The 15,653-nt window shown below is 57.5% G+C and carries 12 protein-coding genes and 1 tRNA gene; 9 read left to right on the top strand and 4 right to left on the bottom strand.

All coding sequences use genetic code 11. From position 1 onward, the window contains the following. Nucleotides 1–73: 73 nt before the first annotated feature. Nucleotides 74–1,012: a Ku protein gene (locus tag RBB82_RS07270; protein ID WP_433974452.1), complete on the top strand. Its 939-nt coding sequence runs from the start codon at nucleotides 74–76 to the stop codon at nucleotides 1,010–1,012. Nucleotides 1,013–1,636: 624 nt separating this feature from the next. Here the strand turns inward: RBB82_RS07270 and RBB82_RS07275 are convergent. Further along, nucleotides 1,637–1,712 (bottom strand) — tRNA-Thr (locus tag RBB82_RS07275). 167 nt (nucleotides 1,713–1,879) lie between these two features. Continuing rightward, on the bottom strand, nucleotides 1,880–3,049 hold the full coding sequence (locus tag RBB82_RS07280) for a Gfo/Idh/MocA family protein (protein WP_433974453.1): 1,170 nt from the start codon (nucleotides 3,047–3,049) through the stop codon (nucleotides 1,880–1,882). A 225-nt stretch (nucleotides 3,050–3,274) separates the two neighbouring features. Between RBB82_RS07280 and RBB82_RS07285 the strand changes: the two genes are divergently transcribed. Then, nucleotides 3,275–3,997, top strand: coding sequence for a hypothetical protein (locus RBB82_RS07285; protein WP_433974454.1), 723 nt, complete (start codon nucleotides 3,275–3,277; stop codon nucleotides 3,995–3,997). A gap of 137 nt (nucleotides 3,998–4,134) precedes the next feature. On the opposite strand, the gene RBB82_RS07290 is transcribed toward RBB82_RS07285, so the two are convergent. Continuing rightward, a complete protein-coding gene (locus RBB82_RS07290) occupies nucleotides 4,135–4,737 on the bottom strand; it encodes a hypothetical protein (RefSeq protein WP_433974455.1) in 603 nt (200 codons plus the stop codon). Between the two features lie 139 nt (nucleotides 4,738–4,876). Here RBB82_RS07290 and RBB82_RS07295 point away from each other — a divergent pair, with 139 nt between their 5' ends. The 5 genes from RBB82_RS07295 (at nucleotide 4,877) to RBB82_RS07315 (ending at nucleotide 9,808) form a co-directional block, all read left to right on the top strand. After that, nucleotides 4,877–5,815: a ComF family protein gene (locus RBB82_RS07295; RefSeq protein ID WP_433974456.1), complete on the top strand. Its 939-nt coding sequence runs from the start codon at nucleotides 4,877–4,879 to the stop codon at nucleotides 5,813–5,815. A gap of 77 nt (nucleotides 5,816–5,892) precedes the next feature. After that, nucleotides 5,893–6,561, top strand: a complete 669-nt coding sequence (locus RBB82_RS07300; protein ID WP_433974457.1) for an HNH endonuclease — start codon at nucleotides 5,893–5,895, stop codon at nucleotides 6,559–6,561. 457 nt (nucleotides 6,562–7,018) lie between these two features. After that, entirely contained in the window at nucleotides 7,019–7,207 is a 189-nt protein-coding gene (locus RBB82_RS07305) for a hypothetical protein (RefSeq protein WP_433974458.1), read from the top strand. Between the two features lie 215 nt (nucleotides 7,208–7,422). Beyond that, entirely contained in the window at nucleotides 7,423–9,462 is a 2,040-nt protein-coding gene (locus tag RBB82_RS07310) for a prolyl oligopeptidase family serine peptidase (RefSeq protein WP_433974459.1), read from the top strand. Between the two features lie 79 nt (nucleotides 9,463–9,541). Continuing rightward, nucleotides 9,542–9,808 (top strand): hypothetical protein, encoded by a 267-nt coding sequence (locus RBB82_RS07315; RefSeq protein WP_433974460.1) that lies wholly within the window; start codon nucleotides 9,542–9,544, stop codon nucleotides 9,806–9,808. Nucleotides 9,809–9,880: 72 nt separating this feature from the next. On the opposite strand, the gene RBB82_RS07320 is transcribed toward RBB82_RS07315, so the two are convergent. Continuing rightward, nucleotides 9,881–10,813, bottom strand: coding sequence for a hypothetical protein (locus tag RBB82_RS07320; protein WP_433974461.1), 933 nt, complete (start codon nucleotides 10,811–10,813; stop codon nucleotides 9,881–9,883). Here RBB82_RS07320 and RBB82_RS07325 point away from each other — a divergent pair. Together RBB82_RS07325 and RBB82_RS07330 are read left to right on the top strand one after the other, a co-directional pair. Then, complete coding sequence (locus tag RBB82_RS07325; protein WP_433974462.1) at nucleotides 10,812–12,353, top strand: sensor histidine kinase; 1,542 nt, start codon at nucleotides 10,812–10,814, stop codon at nucleotides 12,351–12,353. The two genes, RBB82_RS07320 and RBB82_RS07325, sit on opposite strands and share 2 nt — an antisense overlap. 219 nt (nucleotides 12,354–12,572) lie before the next feature. Beyond that, a complete protein-coding gene (locus tag RBB82_RS07330) occupies nucleotides 12,573–15,629 on the top strand; it encodes a prolyl oligopeptidase family serine peptidase (RefSeq protein WP_433974463.1) in 3,057 nt (1,018 codons plus the stop codon). The last annotated feature ends 24 nt before the right edge of the window (nucleotides 15,630–15,653 follow it).

A 15,653-nucleotide genomic window follows, 5' to 3' on the forward strand; every position in this document is an offset into this window, starting at 1 on the left:
AAAACAAAGTTGATCTGAACCTTTACATGTCAATTATTGTTATCTGGAGATTAAACGGTACTCGAGGTGTTCTATGGCTCGTCCTTATTGGTCTGGTCGCATCCAGATTTCGCTTGTTTCGTTCGGAGTGCAGTTGTACGTCGCAACCGAAGCTAAGAGCCAGATCAGCTTCAACCAGATCAGCCGGACTACCGGGGAACGCGTCCGGCACCAGAAGGTGTTACAGAGCGCTATCGAGAACTCCAGCGACGGAGCTAGCGCCGCCCCTGCTGTACAAAAAGACGAGATCGTCAAAGGCTACGAATTCAGAAAAGGTGAGTACGTCATCGTTGAAAACAGCGAACTGGAAAACCTGCGAGTTCCCTCAAAACACACAGTCGATGTTACTCAGTTTGTAAGTCTGAGCGAGCTCAACCCAGAGTATGTAGAAAAGCCTTACTTCCTTGTACCTGAAACTGACAGCACAGAGGCGTTTGCGGTCGTTCGGAGAGCGCTGCAAAAAACCGGAAAAGCTGCCATCGGCACAATCGCGTTCTCCGGGCGAGAACACGTCTTCGCAATCTCCGCCGCCGGCGATGGAGACCGTGGCGGAATGATGGGTTACACCCTGCGTTACTCAAACGAACTTAAAAACCAGAGCGACTACTTCCGCGACATTAAGCAAGTAGAAATTAACGACGAATCGTTAGAACTAGCTGAGAGTCTGATTGCTAAAAGGTCAGCGAAGCTTGATCTGAGCAAGTTCGAGGACGGCTACGAACTTGCGGTGAAGGAACTCGTCGCCGCCAAGGTAAACCACCTGCCAGTGCCAAAAGATGACGGAGTACAGCCAACACGCGGGAACGTGGTCAACCTGATGGACGCACTACGAAAGAGCATCGGCAGTGCCGAAACTACCACCGTAAGCCGCGCCAATAAAAAGCCTGTTGCAAGCGCAACGCCTGAGCCAAAGAATGGAATCGGCCTAGTTAAACCATCGTCAAAAGCGACCGCCAAGCGAAAGTCAGCTTAGCAGGATTCGATGGGCGCTACACCTAGACTTCTGAGTTGCTCGATCGTGCGAAATTGACGATTAAATTTCCGTGAGCCAGTTTCTGCCCAGTGCATGTTGAACGAACCGACTTTCCGAGTTGGGTTTGCATCTCATCTCGAAACTAGCGCGGGCCAGTCGAGACCTTGTGAAAGGTAGATCTTCGGGTCTGTGTTTGGCGGCTGGTCGTACTTGTGTAGGGTCGAGCCTGCGGTGAATCCTTTCGGCACCACCGTATCGAAGTAGCGATAGCGGTACGTCTCTAACACTTCACCGTCGGCGTCGAAGAAGGGGATCAGGAACCCCTCTCCCTCCAGTCACAATTTCTCACTGCGCGAAGAATGGTTCTATGACAGAGGGGGTTTTGCGGACAATCAGAGAGACCTCGCGCACAGGCGTGGCGCGGCTTCTCGGAGACGGAAAAAAGTTGTCCCGGATGTCCGCGTGCGGATTAGCCATCAGAAGAGCCAAGCGAAGGCAGGGCAAACCATCAGGGTCAGAAGAACATATCGCTCGGTTTGGCGACACGCAGGCGACATGGCCGCACAGGCACGTAAGCGGCGATTTGCTCGCCGCCTGTAAACTATTGATTTTAAATGAATTATGTGGAGCCGATGAGCGGAGTTGAACCGCTGACCTACTGATTACGAATCAGTTGCTCTACCAACTGAGCTACATCGGCCTATCGTTCTATTCTATCGGCTTCGCGGCTATCCGCCAAATTATCTCCACTGAAACCGCTAACTCGACGTCGATACCGGGATTGGGTGCCTCTCGATATCGACGGAATCTTAAGGAGCCTGCTGACCAACGCGGGTGGGGGCGCACGCCAAGCGAAAGAAGAGTAGGCTATGCTCGTAGCGGCCATACAACTTGACCGTCGCGGCGATATGCAAGATTGCCAATGTGTCCGGCGCGCGCGGAGGCGACTCCAGTTTCGACTGGCGCATTTGGTTCCCTGCGGCTCTTGATGCATTCGATGAAGTTCTCCATGTGAGAGATGGTTCCATCGCGGAAGCTGTGTTCTGAGAGAACTGGATTTTGATCACTTTTTACTTGTTCACGGTAGACGTTCATCCCACTGCGGGTCAGTTTCAGTGTTCCCTCCGTACCGCGAAACTCCAGACCTCCGTCATCGATCGATGAACTCATGGCTCCTTCGTACACTACATCGAAACCGGGATAACGGAATGCAGCCTGGATAGTGTCAGGACAGTCCCACTGGTCGAAGATGTATTTGTCTCCGAGCATCTGTGCTTTGATCGGCTGGTCGTGTTTCATGGCCCAGTGAACTACGTCGATCCAATGGGTGAAGAGATCGGTCATGGCTCCGCCGCCGAAGTTCCAGAACCAACGCCAACGGTTGTATTTCTCGGGACTGAAGGGCTGGTCCGGTGCTGACCCAAGCCATACCTTCCAGTCGAGCAGGCTTACGTCTATGGGTTTAGGAATCCAGTTCGTGTTGTAGTTCTGCCACCAGTAGGTTCTGACCTGGGTGACGCGTCCGAGACTGCCTCCCTGGATGAGATCAACCGCGTTACGAAAGTGGCTCCAGCTGCGTTGTTGCATGCCGCACTGAAGAATCTGTTTGCTGGAACGCACTGCGCGGATGAGTGGTGCGCCCTCCTCGAGGGTGTGGGTGACTGGTTTCTCAAGGTAGACGTCTTTGCCCGCGGCTATCGCGTCGGTTGCGATGCGAACGTGCCAGTGATCGGGAGTTGCGATGATGACGGCATCGATATCTTTTTTATCGAGCACCTCATGGTAGTCAACGTGAGTGCTGGCGAGGCCGTTGGATCGTGACTTCACGGCATCACAGTGCGGCGCATACACGTCGCTGACGGCGGCGATCTCGTAGGAGCCAACTGTATCGGCTGCATCGAGCAGACTTCTCATTCGTCCGCCAGCTCCTATCGCGCCTATTCGTAGGGTGTCGTTTGCACCAAACGCCTTTGTTGAGGCGAGAGCGGTTAATCCGCTTCCAATGATGAAGTTGCGACGATTGGGTTTATAAGGCATGGAGCTCCTGTTGGTTTTACCCCGACGATGGTATCAGTGGAGGTAACGATTAGCAGATTCGAGTGTGAGAGTGGCTCTGTCGCCTGTTGGATAAGTGGTCATTGATTAATTGCAGCGTCGTCCTATATTTCACCTATGTTGTTCGCTGGCCAAGAGTCCGTGCGCAGATGGCGTCATGGGGCTTTCTGCCAATCTTTATCGCACGCGCTTGCCTCCGGAGCGTTGATGTTGGCGGCTATTCCCGCGTGTGCGCAGCAGGATCAATCCATGGCTGGGATGAACATGAGCGACATGAGCAGCATGGGAAATATGGGCCCGAGTATGGCGGCGATGGCTGGTCATATGTACGTCACGCCGCTGCGGCCCAAACAGCCTGGGGATGAAGAGAAAGCCAAGGCGGTGGTTGAGCAGGTAAAGACGTCCATCGAGCGCTACAAGGACTATCGCAAGGCTTTGGCCGATGGGTATGTGATCGCGAATCCGAAGGTCGATCAGCCTCAGTCCCACTTCAATAATGCGGCCAACATCAAGGAAGCAGACCAGCATTTCGACCCGACCAAACCGTCTTCGCTGCTCTATCGCAAGACTCCGAACCAGCGCTATAAGTTGGAAGGGGTGATGTTCACGGACAGACCGGATGCTACGGAAGACGAACTGAATGAGCGAATCCCGCTTAGCATCGTGAGATGGCATGAACACACTAACTTCTGCGCAGCTCCAGCGGATAAAGTCCAAGAGTATTTTGGCAAGAGCCCGAAGTTCGGGATGTTTGGCTCAATTCGCACTAAAGAGGCTTGTGAGGCCGCAGGTGGAAAGTTCTTCCCACGCATGTTTAACTGGATGATCCACGTCTTTCCGTATGAGGACAACTTGAAGAATGCGTTCTCCATGAACGACGATATATCTCACAATGCCGCCGATCGGCTGTTGCCGGGCATGGTGCAGTAACCGCGGATCGACGTTTGAAGCGTGGATTTTGATCGCTGGTTCTGAAGGGTCCTCCGTTTGGCTGGAGTTGAGGGTGACGTCTTTATCGAGGTAGTGGGTCCGACGTTGAATCTCTGGTCTGCTTCGATTGCAGAGTGTCAAATGGACTCGCTCGTCCCCGGATCTACTTGCGACTTGTTCGTGACGGTAACACGATGGCGAAGCAGAACGGCCAGCGCGCACGCTATGAGAAAGAGCATCGGTCCGGTGAAGATGAAGCGATCGGTGATCCATTTGTCGTCGAGGAGACCGGAAGCCTGTCCATAGAGAGGGCCGAAGAAACGCTCGACGCGACCCACAGATCGCTGCGTGTCAAAAACACTCGAGTTGCGTGATTGCCAGGTGGTGAAACGAATGAGGAAGGCAAGTGTGACCGGCACCCATGCCCATAGAATGGGCGGTACCGCATCGGGCTCAGGTGGGAGTTGCTTCGCCGCGGATGGAAGTAGCGAGCGGAAGAGGTCGCTGAGAGCCTTGCCGAATTTGCCGAAGGGGATGAGACCGAGGAGAAATCCGGTTGCGGCAAAGATAGGAAGAAAGTAGCTGAGAAGATAGGCGAGGCGGTTGAGATGTGTCCAGTGCATCTTGGTGGCCAGCTGCCAAATGGGTGTCGCGAAGATCCATGAGAAGCGGATCGCCGCGATCGCAACCAGAAAGTAGATAAAGAGACATTTGGCGCACCATGTGACCGCTTTCAGCATTGCCTAGATGTAGCACACGCGCATCTTTTGTGGTGCAGAATTGTTGACGCTTTAACGGCGTAAGGCGCTATACTTCGAGACATGACGCGGTCCGATGGACCTGGAGCGTCAGCGAGTGAGGTGAGTCTTCAGCGAATGCTTGAATGACAATGCGCTCGGAGTTGCTGCCGGGGGGCCACCCGGTGCTCCGCCTGGTGGGGTGGTGGAAGGGCGCGTGATGTCTCGCTGGTGGCAAGGGCCTGGACGGGTGGTTCGGGCTGTTGTAGATGATCTGGTTACAACGATCTATCCGAGCGACTGCAGGGTTTGTGGTGGACCACTGCTGAGAGCCGGTTTCTCTCCTGTCTGTGATGCTTGTGCTGCTGGAGTCGTTCCCCAGTCGATGACGTTGTGCGTGCGCTGCGGCGAGGCGCTGGACATGGAAGGTGTCCGGTTTGCCGGGCAGTTTCCAGTGGAGGGGCTGGTATGTTCGCCGTGTCGGATGGTTCCGCCGGAGTTCGAGCGTGCGGTGGCTTATGCGGTCTATCGGGATGAGCTACGCGAGATGGTCCACCTGCTGAAGTATGAGCGGATGCGGACGGTTGCCAAGCCGCTGGGCAAGCTGCTTGCGCGGGCGATCGAGATGCTGGAGGCTGAGGCTGGCCGGGAGTTGTTGGTTGTTGCGGTGCCGCTGTTTCCGGCTAAGGAGCGCGAGCGCGGGTACAACCAGGCGGTGCTGATGTCGGATGCGGCGCTTGTAGAACTGAAGAAGAGTCGCCGGGAGTGGAAGCTGATTGCCGCGCATGGTGTGATTCGCCGGGTCAAGGACACGAAGAGTCAGTTTGGACTGACGCCGAAGGGACGGAGACGAAATCTCCAAGGAGCCTTCGCGGTGGGAGATCGTGCGGCGCTGGCCGGGCGCGAAGTTTTGTTGGTCGACGATATTTATACGACTGGAGCGACGGCGCGGGCTTGTGCGCGGGTGTTGCGGGCGGCGGGGGCGAGCAAGGTTTGGGTAGCGACGGCTTCGCGAGCTCAGCCGGAGATGGTTGCTGCCTGGGACGCTGGTTCAGAGACTGCTGCCTGGGATGCTGGTTAGCGGAGTTGGCGAATTTGGAGTGGGTTGAGATGCTTGGCGCGGAGTGCTAACAGTAGCTGGAACCGGAGGGCTTTGAGATGCAATCGGGGAAGATGCGGAAGCAAGGGCTAAGTGGAAAGCGACACGCGGGGCATGGGGGCGGGCACTCGGGCCACAGTTCAGGGCGCGTGACTACGGAGCGGGAGGTGCGGGTTGGCGTGTTTCGGCAGCCGGCGATGCAGACTCCTGTGCTGGTGCTTAATGCGTCGTATGAACCGATCAACATCTGTGGCGCGAGGCGCGCTCTGGTGCTGGTGTTGAAGGGCGTGGCGCGCACCGAAGAGGAGCAGGGTGCGGTGCTGCACGCGGCGAGGATGCGCGTGGCGATGCCGAGCGTGATCCGCCTGTTGGAGTATCGGAGAATTCCCCACCAGACTCGCGCGCTGAGCCGCAAGAACATCCTGTTGCGGGACCGGAATTCGTGCCAGTACTGCAGCGTCATCCTGACCGCGGGGGAGCTGACGCTGGATCATGTCATACCGCGGTCGCGTGGCGGGCTGTCGACGTGGGAGAACCTCGTCGCGTGCTGTCACAACTGCAATCGGCGGAAGGGCAACCAGATGCTGCATGAGCTGACGGATATGAAGCTGCAGCGTGAGCCACGACCATTTTCTCTGCATACCTCGCGCCACATCATGCGAATGATCGGCAGCGCGGACGCGGCGTGGCGGAAGTATCTCTACTTTGAGGCGGAGCCAGCGGCTTAGTCTCTTCAGGGCCGGTGCTTATGAATTTCGTGAGGGGTACCCCCTCCCCCTCGGGGTATCTTGGACGTAAAATACTTGCTTTCAACAATTTGCCGGTCATGGGTGGCTGCAAAATATTGAAAGCAAAAGTTTTACGGATAAAATATTGGAAATAAACGGGTTGCAGGTGAAAATCTGTGTTAATGCCATAAGCCCCGGTTTCTTCCGGGGCTTTTTCTCTTGCTCTGGTTAAAGTATATCGGTTTGAGCGCAACTAATACGCCACGGCGATGTTGTTGATTGCTTTGGGGTTGTTGCATTTGGGGGCTTGACAACGTTTTGTGTGGGAATAAACTCTCATTTCTCCCTGCCATTTCTTCGTGGTTATTGTGACCGTCGGGCAGCGGTAAGCAGACGCAAAGACAAATACGGGGTTCTTCGCTTCGCTCAGAATGACACCCGTGGCAGGGAGGCAGCGTTGCACACTTATGACGACCAGGCAGATGGCAGCGCGGCACACTCATCACAACCAGCCGGCTGGCAGCGCGACACACTCATGGTGACTATGGCTTGTGGCTGGCAGCTCAACAACTCGCAACGCACTAGGGACAAGGGTGGCACGCGGCTTGAGTGCGGCTCAGCGATGATCATGGTGGTACATGGCTGAGTGCGGTTGGGTTTAGGCAGGCAGAAAGCGTAAGGCGAAGCTGTCTGTGAATAGTGACGTATGCGACACTGTCGCGTATGTCTTCTTCTTTGCGGTGGTTGAGAGCTGGTTCGTTCGTTGCGGGTGTGTCTTGTGTTTGTGGATTGGCGGGGTTACCGGCGGGGCGGGTGGGTTTTGCCCAGACGACTTCGACTCCTGCGAGTGTGCCTAGCACCGTGCCCAGTATCGATCAGGCGCTGGAGGCGCAGGTGCCTTCGGGGCCAGCGCTCTCTCCGGATGGGCAGCGCGTGGTGTACGAGGTGTCTCGGACTAACTGGAAGGACGATGCGTTCGAGCGGGATCTCTGGATTGCGGATCGTTCAGGGAGTGCGCATCTGCTGACGTCGCAGGTGAAGTCGAGTTCCAGCGCGAAGTGGTCGCCTGATGGACATTGGGTTGCGTTTCTTTCGGATCGTCCGGGGCAGGTTGCCGAGACTAAGGCGGACAGCAAGCAACTTTACGTGATCAACCCCGGGGGCGGCGAGGCACGGCAGGTGACCAAGCTCGATGATGGGATAGATGGATTTGAGTGGGCGCCGGACTCGAAGACGATTGCGTTCACGACGATGGACCCCTTGTCGAAGGCGCAGAAGGACCGAACGGAACGATATGGCGATTACAGTGTCGTGAACGGGGATGAGCGGATGACTCATCTTTGGACTGTGGATGTGACGTCGGCTCCGGTTGCGGCTCCCGCTGTGAAGCCAGCTCCATCTGCAGCTTCGAACGGTGCTACTACGCCGCCGGTTGGTGTGCCCGAGGCGCATCGGCTGACGGAGGGAGACGGGTTCAGCGTGCAGGGCTTTTCGTGGTCGAAGAACGGAGCGAAGATTGCGTTTGCCGCTGCGAAGGATGGCGAGTTGAAGCATGGAGGGACGGCAACGATCTATGTCGTCTCAGTCGCGGACAAGAAGGTGACGAAGCTGGTGACGACGCCGGGGCCGAATGATGATCCGCAGTTTTCTCCCGATGGGAGCGAGGTTGCATTTGTAACTGCGGATGGAGCGCAATATTTTTTCTATGCGAATCAGAAGATCGCGATAGTGCCGGTGACGGGAGGCACGCCACGCGTGGTGACTGGGGCCTTCGATGAGGATGCGCATCTGGTTGCCTGGTCGGATAAGGGAATTTATTTTGGCGCGGTGAAGAGGACCACGTCTCATCTTTATCGTTTGAATGTAGCTACGGGCGCGATTGAGCAGGTGACGCATCCGGATGATCTGATGGGATTCTCTCCATCGTTTTCGAAGGACTTCAGCGAGGTGGCCTATCGCGCGGCGACGCCGAACACGGGTGTGGAGATCTATATTGCTCCGACTGCGGGGAGCGGCGCTGCTGTGCGCGTGACACATCTGACGGACGTGATGAAGCCTTATACGTTGGCGCGGCGTGAGGTGGTGCAGTGGAAGTCGGGCGATGGCACGGTGATTGAGGGAATTCTGGATAAGCCGGCGGACTTTGATGCGAAGAAGAAGTACCCGCTGCTGGTGGTGATTCACGGTGGGCCAACGGGCGTGGATCAACCTTCGGTCAATCCCGATCGCTATTACCCTGTGGAGCAGTTTGTCGCGAAGGGTGCGCTGGTGCTGCGGCCGAACTATCGTGGATCGGCGGGGTATGGGGCGAAGTTTCGAGCGTTGAATGTGCGTAATCTGGGCGTGGGTGATTATGCAGACGTGATTTCGGGCGTTGATTATCTGATTGCGCAAGGCTTTGTCGATAAAGACCGTGTTGGGTCGATGGGATGGAGTGAGGGTGGTTATATCTCGGCGTTCATTACGACTTCGAGCGATCGGTTTAAGGCTGTGTCGGTGGGAGCGGGGATCTCGGACTGGATGACGTACTACGTGAATACGGACATTACTCCGTTTACACCGCAGTATTTGCATTCGACGCCGTGGGACGATCCGGAGATTTATCGGAAGACGTCGCCGATCGCGTATATCTCGACGGCGAAGACACCGACGCTGATTCAGCATGGGGATCGGGATAGGCGGGTGCCTCCGCCGAATGGGTATGAGTTGCGGCAGGCTCTCGAAGATCATGGGGTGCCGGTGAAGATGGTGGTGTATCACGGCTTTGGGCACCCGATCGATAAGCCGAAGCAGCAGCGAGCAGTGATGGAGGAGAACCTGCACTGGTTTGGGCACTACATCTGGGGCGAGCCGTTTGTTGACGGAGTCGGGCCAGGGGCTGCGCCCGATGAGGGCAAGTAGAGAGGTTTGCCGCTGTGTCCTTCAGGTTTAAGACACTGCGAGTTGGGATGTGATAGCTTCAGCGGCAGGAGAAATTTGGATGTCTTATATCGAGAGTTATCAGTGTGACGTGTGTGGAGATAAGAAGGGCGAAGGCGGGGACTGGTGGTTGGCGTGGGTGGACTGCTTCCAGGGAGAGAAGCCGGAGGAGGATCAGCCGCTGATTAAGTTGACGCGGTGGCAGAGCCATCATGCGCACTCGGCTGGGGTGAAGCATCTGTGCGGTGCGCGGTGTGCGGGGACGTTGATGGATCGCTGGATGACGCAGCAGCATGCCGATCCGGATGCGCATTGCGAGACGAAATAACGAAGCGTGCGGATTAACGACGAAGCCCCTCGGAGTTGCGAGAGGCTTCGTGCTTTTTAGATCTGACTGCCCCTAGGGGTTTTGTGGTGGTTTGGCTGGCGGTGGTTGCTGCTTGTTGTCTTCAGGAGCCTTCTTGTCGGTGATGTCTTCGCCGTTGTAGATGATGCGTGCGGTAGCGTGGAACTGCTTGTAGTCGGAGTACTTGACGACGGTGACGAGGTGGACGTCCTGCGACAGAAAGCCGTCGCCGCCGGCGAAGTGCAGATTGCCTTCGGCCTTGGTGTAGGTGGGGAACCAGTATTTACCGTCGATCTGCTCGTAGTAGGTGGTGTAGGGCGGGGATAGATCCTCGTGGCCTTTGCGCTTGTCGTCGGGAACGGATTTGCCGTTGACGAGGACGATCTGGAAGTCCTGCTGGTCGACCCAGACTTTGCCCTGGAAGTAACGCTTGTTTTTTTCGAGGACTTTGGGGGCGGCGCTGAAGACGTAGGTGTCGAGCTCGTCGATGTGCTGACGGCCGAGATAGGTGATGTCGTACTGGGGCAGGTCTTCGGTAGTGAGGACGAAGGGGAGGCGGTGCTCGATGTCCTGGAAGTCGGCGGGGGACATCATGACGCGCTGGAGGGTGTTCTGCGGGGCGAAGACGACGTGCTCTTCGCGTTTGCCGGCCTGGCTGAAGGTGATGTCGGTGACCTGCTGGTACTCACCGTCGACGCGGTTGGTGTCTTCGGCGAGGGTGTCGACTTTGACGGTCTGGCGGAAGGTGTAGTTCTGACGGGCCTGGTTGAAGACGGACTCGCGGGCGGCGAACTTGTCGATGATCTGCTGCGGGGTCATGCCGGTGGGGGGTGCGGGGTCGAGTGGGCCGAAGCCGGCGGGGTCTTGCGCGGCGACGCCGTCTGGAATCGGTACAGCGGCGAAGAGTGGGGTGACAGGGGCCGATAGCAGAAGAGAAAGAGCAAGAAGGCTTGCGGTGGCGGAGGCGCGGATCGGAAGAGGCTTCATGAGAGTGAACTCCGTTGGCGCATGGGCTGGCTTTTCTGCGTTGCCCTGCACGTTACTAAGAATAGACGCGATTTGGGGAGGTTTGGTGATGTGGGTGGGAGTGAAGGAGATTGGCAGGCTGGCGGGGCTGCGCTGGGCCGAGATAGCAGGGGTGGGAGGAGCGGCCGGCGCGGTGTGGATGCTGCGGATACGCTCGCGGGCGAGGGCTGCGGAGTGGCGCCGTGAACAGCGGATGAACGAGGAGCTTCAGGCCTATGCGCGGCTGGATGTGCGGTTGCCGGCCGAGGGCAAGATGTCGGATCTGGCCGCGCGAGTGAGCCTGGTGATGGCGGAGAGAAGCGCGTTTCGGCGGACTGCGATGCTGTCGCGGGACGGGCACGGAAAGTTTTCGGTCGCGGCAAGTGCCGGGATGGAGGACCGGACGGTTCAGTCGCTGAACGCGTGGGCGGAGCGCGTGATTGTGGCGACGGAGCGTGAGAAAGGAATTGGTGTTCGGCGGAATGATGGAAGCCTGGGGACGCGCCTGGGGAACAATAGTTTTACCGTGATGCTTGGTAAGGGAGCAGCGGAGGTTGAGTATCGGCGGGCGATTGTGATTCCGCTGTGGACGACGGGAGGTCGCATGGTGGGGGCGCTGGCGGTAGGCGCGGATGGCCTGCTTGGCGTGCGGCGAACGGCGCTTGAAGAGGCGCTGGCACCGTTGGAGTCTCTCGGCGTCAAGGTGGCTCGGTCGATGGAGAACGCAGCGGTGGCCGAGAAGCTGCTGCGCGCGGAGAAGCTGGCGGGGCTTGGTCTGCTGGCCGGAGGGATGGCGCATGCGCTGAGTAATCCGTTGACTGCGGTGCTGGGTTTTGCGGAGCTGATTGCGGTTTCGACGGCGGAGGCGCGGGTGAAGGAGGATGCGGAGGTCATCGTTCGCGAGGCGCTGCGGATGCGGCAGACGGTGGAGTCGTTGTTGGACTTCTCGCGGCCGGTATTACAGAACGACGCGCTGGTTGACATGACGGAGTTGGTTCGGGAGTTGGCGGCGGCCTGTGCGGAGACGCTCGAAAAGAGAGGGGTTCGGCTGGTTGTTGAGGCTGAGGCCGAGGCGTCGATGGTGCGGGGAAACAGGCATCGGCTGCGGCAGCTGCTGGAGCATCTATTGAACAATGCTGCGCAGGCGCTCGCTGGGGCGGACTGTGTGAAGGATGGGGAGGAGCCGGTAATTCGGGTTTTGGTGAACTCGTCTGGCAGTGCATCGGATGGCATTTTGGGGAGTGAGGAGCGGCACGTTCACTTGATTGTGAGCGATACGGGACCGGGATTTCATGAGCCCGGGCGGATGTTTGATCCGTTTCATGCGATCGAAGCGGCGGATGGTGCGGGGTTGGGGTTGAGTATTTGTTATGGGATTGTTCATGAGATTGGAGGGGAGATTCGGGCGTTCAATCTGCATCCGCATGGCGCGTCCGTGGCGGTGGAGCTTCCTGTAGCTGAAATTGCAGCGGAAAAAAATCCGGAGATGGCGGCCGGGCGAGTTGCAAGTGTAAGTGATTGAGGATAGGTCGATTGAGCTGTAGTTCTTCGTGGTCAAAACGTGGTGGTGTGCGTGGTCGTTGTGGTGTTTTGTGTGGTGCTTGTGTGGTGAATTGCGCGCTCTAAAAAATGCGCCAGCTTTTCCATAAATATTTTTTGCGTTGGCGATGGCCGCGACCCCTGTCTTCTCCTTGATTCCCCCTTTGGCTGCGGTCGCGCGGTTGCGGTTTAGACTGGCGCGATGATGGATCGAGTGTTTTTGGGGCGTCGTGGACGTCATGGGCTTCACGTTCTTTGCGTTGGGGCGATGGCGGCGAGCTTGGCTGGGATGTGCGCCGTCGGACTGGCGCAGGCTGGGGCGAACGCTGCCGCGGGAAGACGTCCGATGACGTTTGCGGATCTGCAACAGATGAAGCGGGTGAGCGATCCGCAGGTTTCTCCGTCCGGCAAGTGGGTGATGTTCTCGGTGACGGAGGTTGATCTCGAGAAGAACTCGAAGGTCAATCACCTTTGGGTTGTTCCGCTGGGTGGGCACAATGCAAAAGCAGATTCATCCACTTCGCTACGGAATGACAACCAAAAAGGCGGGCTGCAAAACGACAATTCAACGGACACGGGGACCTCGGCTTCGTTCAGGGGCACTTCTACTGCTACGCGGAGTGACGGGCACGATGCAGAACGACAGGTGACCTTCTGGAAGGAAGGCGAGTCGGATGGAAGGTTCTCGCCGGATGGGAAGCAGGTTTCGTTTATCGCTGCGGATAGTGCGACCGGACTGTCGCAGATCTTTCTTGCCTCGTGGGATGAGGCGGCGGGGACACTGGGAACACCGAAGCGGCTGACGACTGTGAGTTCGGAGGCGGATGGAGCGGTGTGGTCGCCGAACTCGAAGCGGATTCTGTTTGCGTCGCGGGTGCATCCGGAGTGCAGCGATGAGACGTCATGGGTGGACGAGGATCTTTGCGACAAGAAGAAGGATGACGCTGAGGCGGCGAATCCGGTCAAGGCGCAGGTATTCGAACATCTGCTGTATCGGCACTGGAACAGCTATGTTGGGCCGAAGCGGAATCATGTGCTGGTAGTATCGGCGAATGATGGGAATGCGGTGCGCGATCTGACGCCGCGGCGGGATGTCGGCGATGCGGAGACGCCGCCGTTTACGCTGGGTGGGCCGATCGGATATGCGTGGGCTCCGGGGTCGGAGGAGATTGCTTATGTAACCAATCTTGATCTTGTTCCAGCGGTGAGTACGAACAACGACGTGTTTACGCTTTTGCTGGATGATGCCGGGGAGAGAGCGCGCAAGATATCTACTTCGCCGGGGAGCGATGATGGGCCAGCCTACTCGCCGGACGGGAAGTACATTGCGTTTCGTTCGCAGGCGCGGGCTGCGTATGAGAGTGATCGTTTTCGCTTGACGCTGTTTGATCGGTCGAAGAGGACGACGAAGGAGCTGATGCCCAAGCTGGATACCTGGGTGGATGAGTTTGTGTGGATGGACGACTCCAAACACCTGATCTTTGTGAGTGGTCAGAAGGGAGAGGAGTCGTACGGGACGGTGTCTGCGAATGAGCACGGCGGTAGCTACGAGTTCAGAACGCGATTCGACGAGGCTGGAGAGTTTTCCGACATACATCCATTGCATGACGGGCAGGCTGTAGCGACACGGATGCTGGTGAATCGGCCGTCTGAGGTGGTGCTGCTCCCGCCGCAGGTCTACGACAAGACAGGAAATCCCGTTGGGTTGCAGACTCCGGTTGTACTGTCGCATGTTAACGATTCCCTGCTTGCTTTATTGGATCTGCCCGCGATGGAGTCGTTCTGGTTTACCGGGGCAGCGAATGCAACGGTGCAGGGATTTATTGTTCGACCGCCGAAGTTCGATCGTGCGCGGAAGTATCCGCTGAAGTTTTTGATTCATGGCGGACCGCAGGGTGCATGGGGCGATGCGTGGAGCTATCGGTGGAATCCGGAGCTGATGGCGGCTAGTGGGTATGTGGTGGTGATGGTGAATCCGCGTGGGTCGACTGGGTATGGCCAGGCGTTTATCGATGGAGTGAATGGCGATTGGGGTGGGAAGGCGTATGTCGATCTGATGAAGGGGTTGGACTATGCGGAGGGACAGTATCCGTTCATCGACAAGACGCGAGAGTGTGCGCTGGGCGCGAGCTACGGCGGATTTATGGCGAACTGGATTCTGACGCATACGGACCGGTTTGCTTGCATCGTGACGCATGATGGAATGTTCAATCCGCAGAGTGCGTATGGGACGACGGAGGAGCTTTGGTTTAACGAGTGGGAGTTTAGAAATCCGGGTGAGGCTACTCCGGGGCAGCCGTGGAGATACTTCGATAAACCGGTGGCGGAGGATCCGTTCAGGAAGTGGTCGCCGTTGTTGGCGATAAGGAGTGCGAAGACGCCGACGCTGGTGATTCATTCGCAGAGAGACTATCGGCTGGATGTGTCGGAGGGGTTTCAGCTGTTTACGGCGCTGCAGCGAATGAATGTGCCGAGCAAGATGCTCTATTTTCCGGATGAGGGGCACTGGGTGTTGAAGCCTCAGAACTCGAAGCTTTGGTATGAGGTGGTTGGGGACTGGTGCGATCGTTGGACGAAGACGAATGTGTATGGGACGGGTGCTCCGGCTGCTGCGCCTGTGGTGAATGCAGCGCCGGTTGCGGCTGCGCCTAAGGCAGCGGCGTCGGCGAGGACGGGGCAGTCGAAACCTGCAGAGTTGGATGAGACGCAGCCGCTGCCTGCGGCGGTTGCGCCTGTTGCTCCTCCTGCCAAGGGCGCGAAGGCAAAGGTGGTTGCGCCTTCTGCTCCGGCTCCATCTTCGGTCGTTGCAGCACCTGCGCCTGCGTCCGCTGGAGCGAAGACGCAAAGTGGGGCTGGTGGCGCGGAGTTCACGATTACGCTGAGCGCTCCTGATAATGAGGTGCAGGTGGGGTCGGATGCGAGGGTGATGATTACGCTGAAGAATGTTTCGGATCATCAGATCTTGTTTGGACACAAACCGGGGATGGATAATCCAGAGTTCTCGTATCGAATTGAGGTGCGGAACGCAGCAGGGCATGTGATGGAGGAGACGGAGTATGGCCGTGAGGCAATGCAGCGTCAGCAGTCGGAGAGCAGGACGGTGGACTATGTGCAGCCGAGTGGAACGACCGTGCAGACGGCGCATATTGCGAAGCTGGTGAATTTGAACAGGCCAGGACGGTATACGGTGCAGGTGTCGCGGAAGGTCGGGAGCGCCGTGGTGAAGTCAAATGAGCTGACGCTGAATGTTGTGCCTTAGGGTGCAGTGGATGGTCAGTGCTGG

Source organism: Tunturiibacter lichenicola (assembly GCF_051013355.1).
Lineage (GTDB): Bacteria > Acidobacteriota > Terriglobia > Terriglobales > Acidobacteriaceae > Edaphobacter > Edaphobacter lichenicola_F.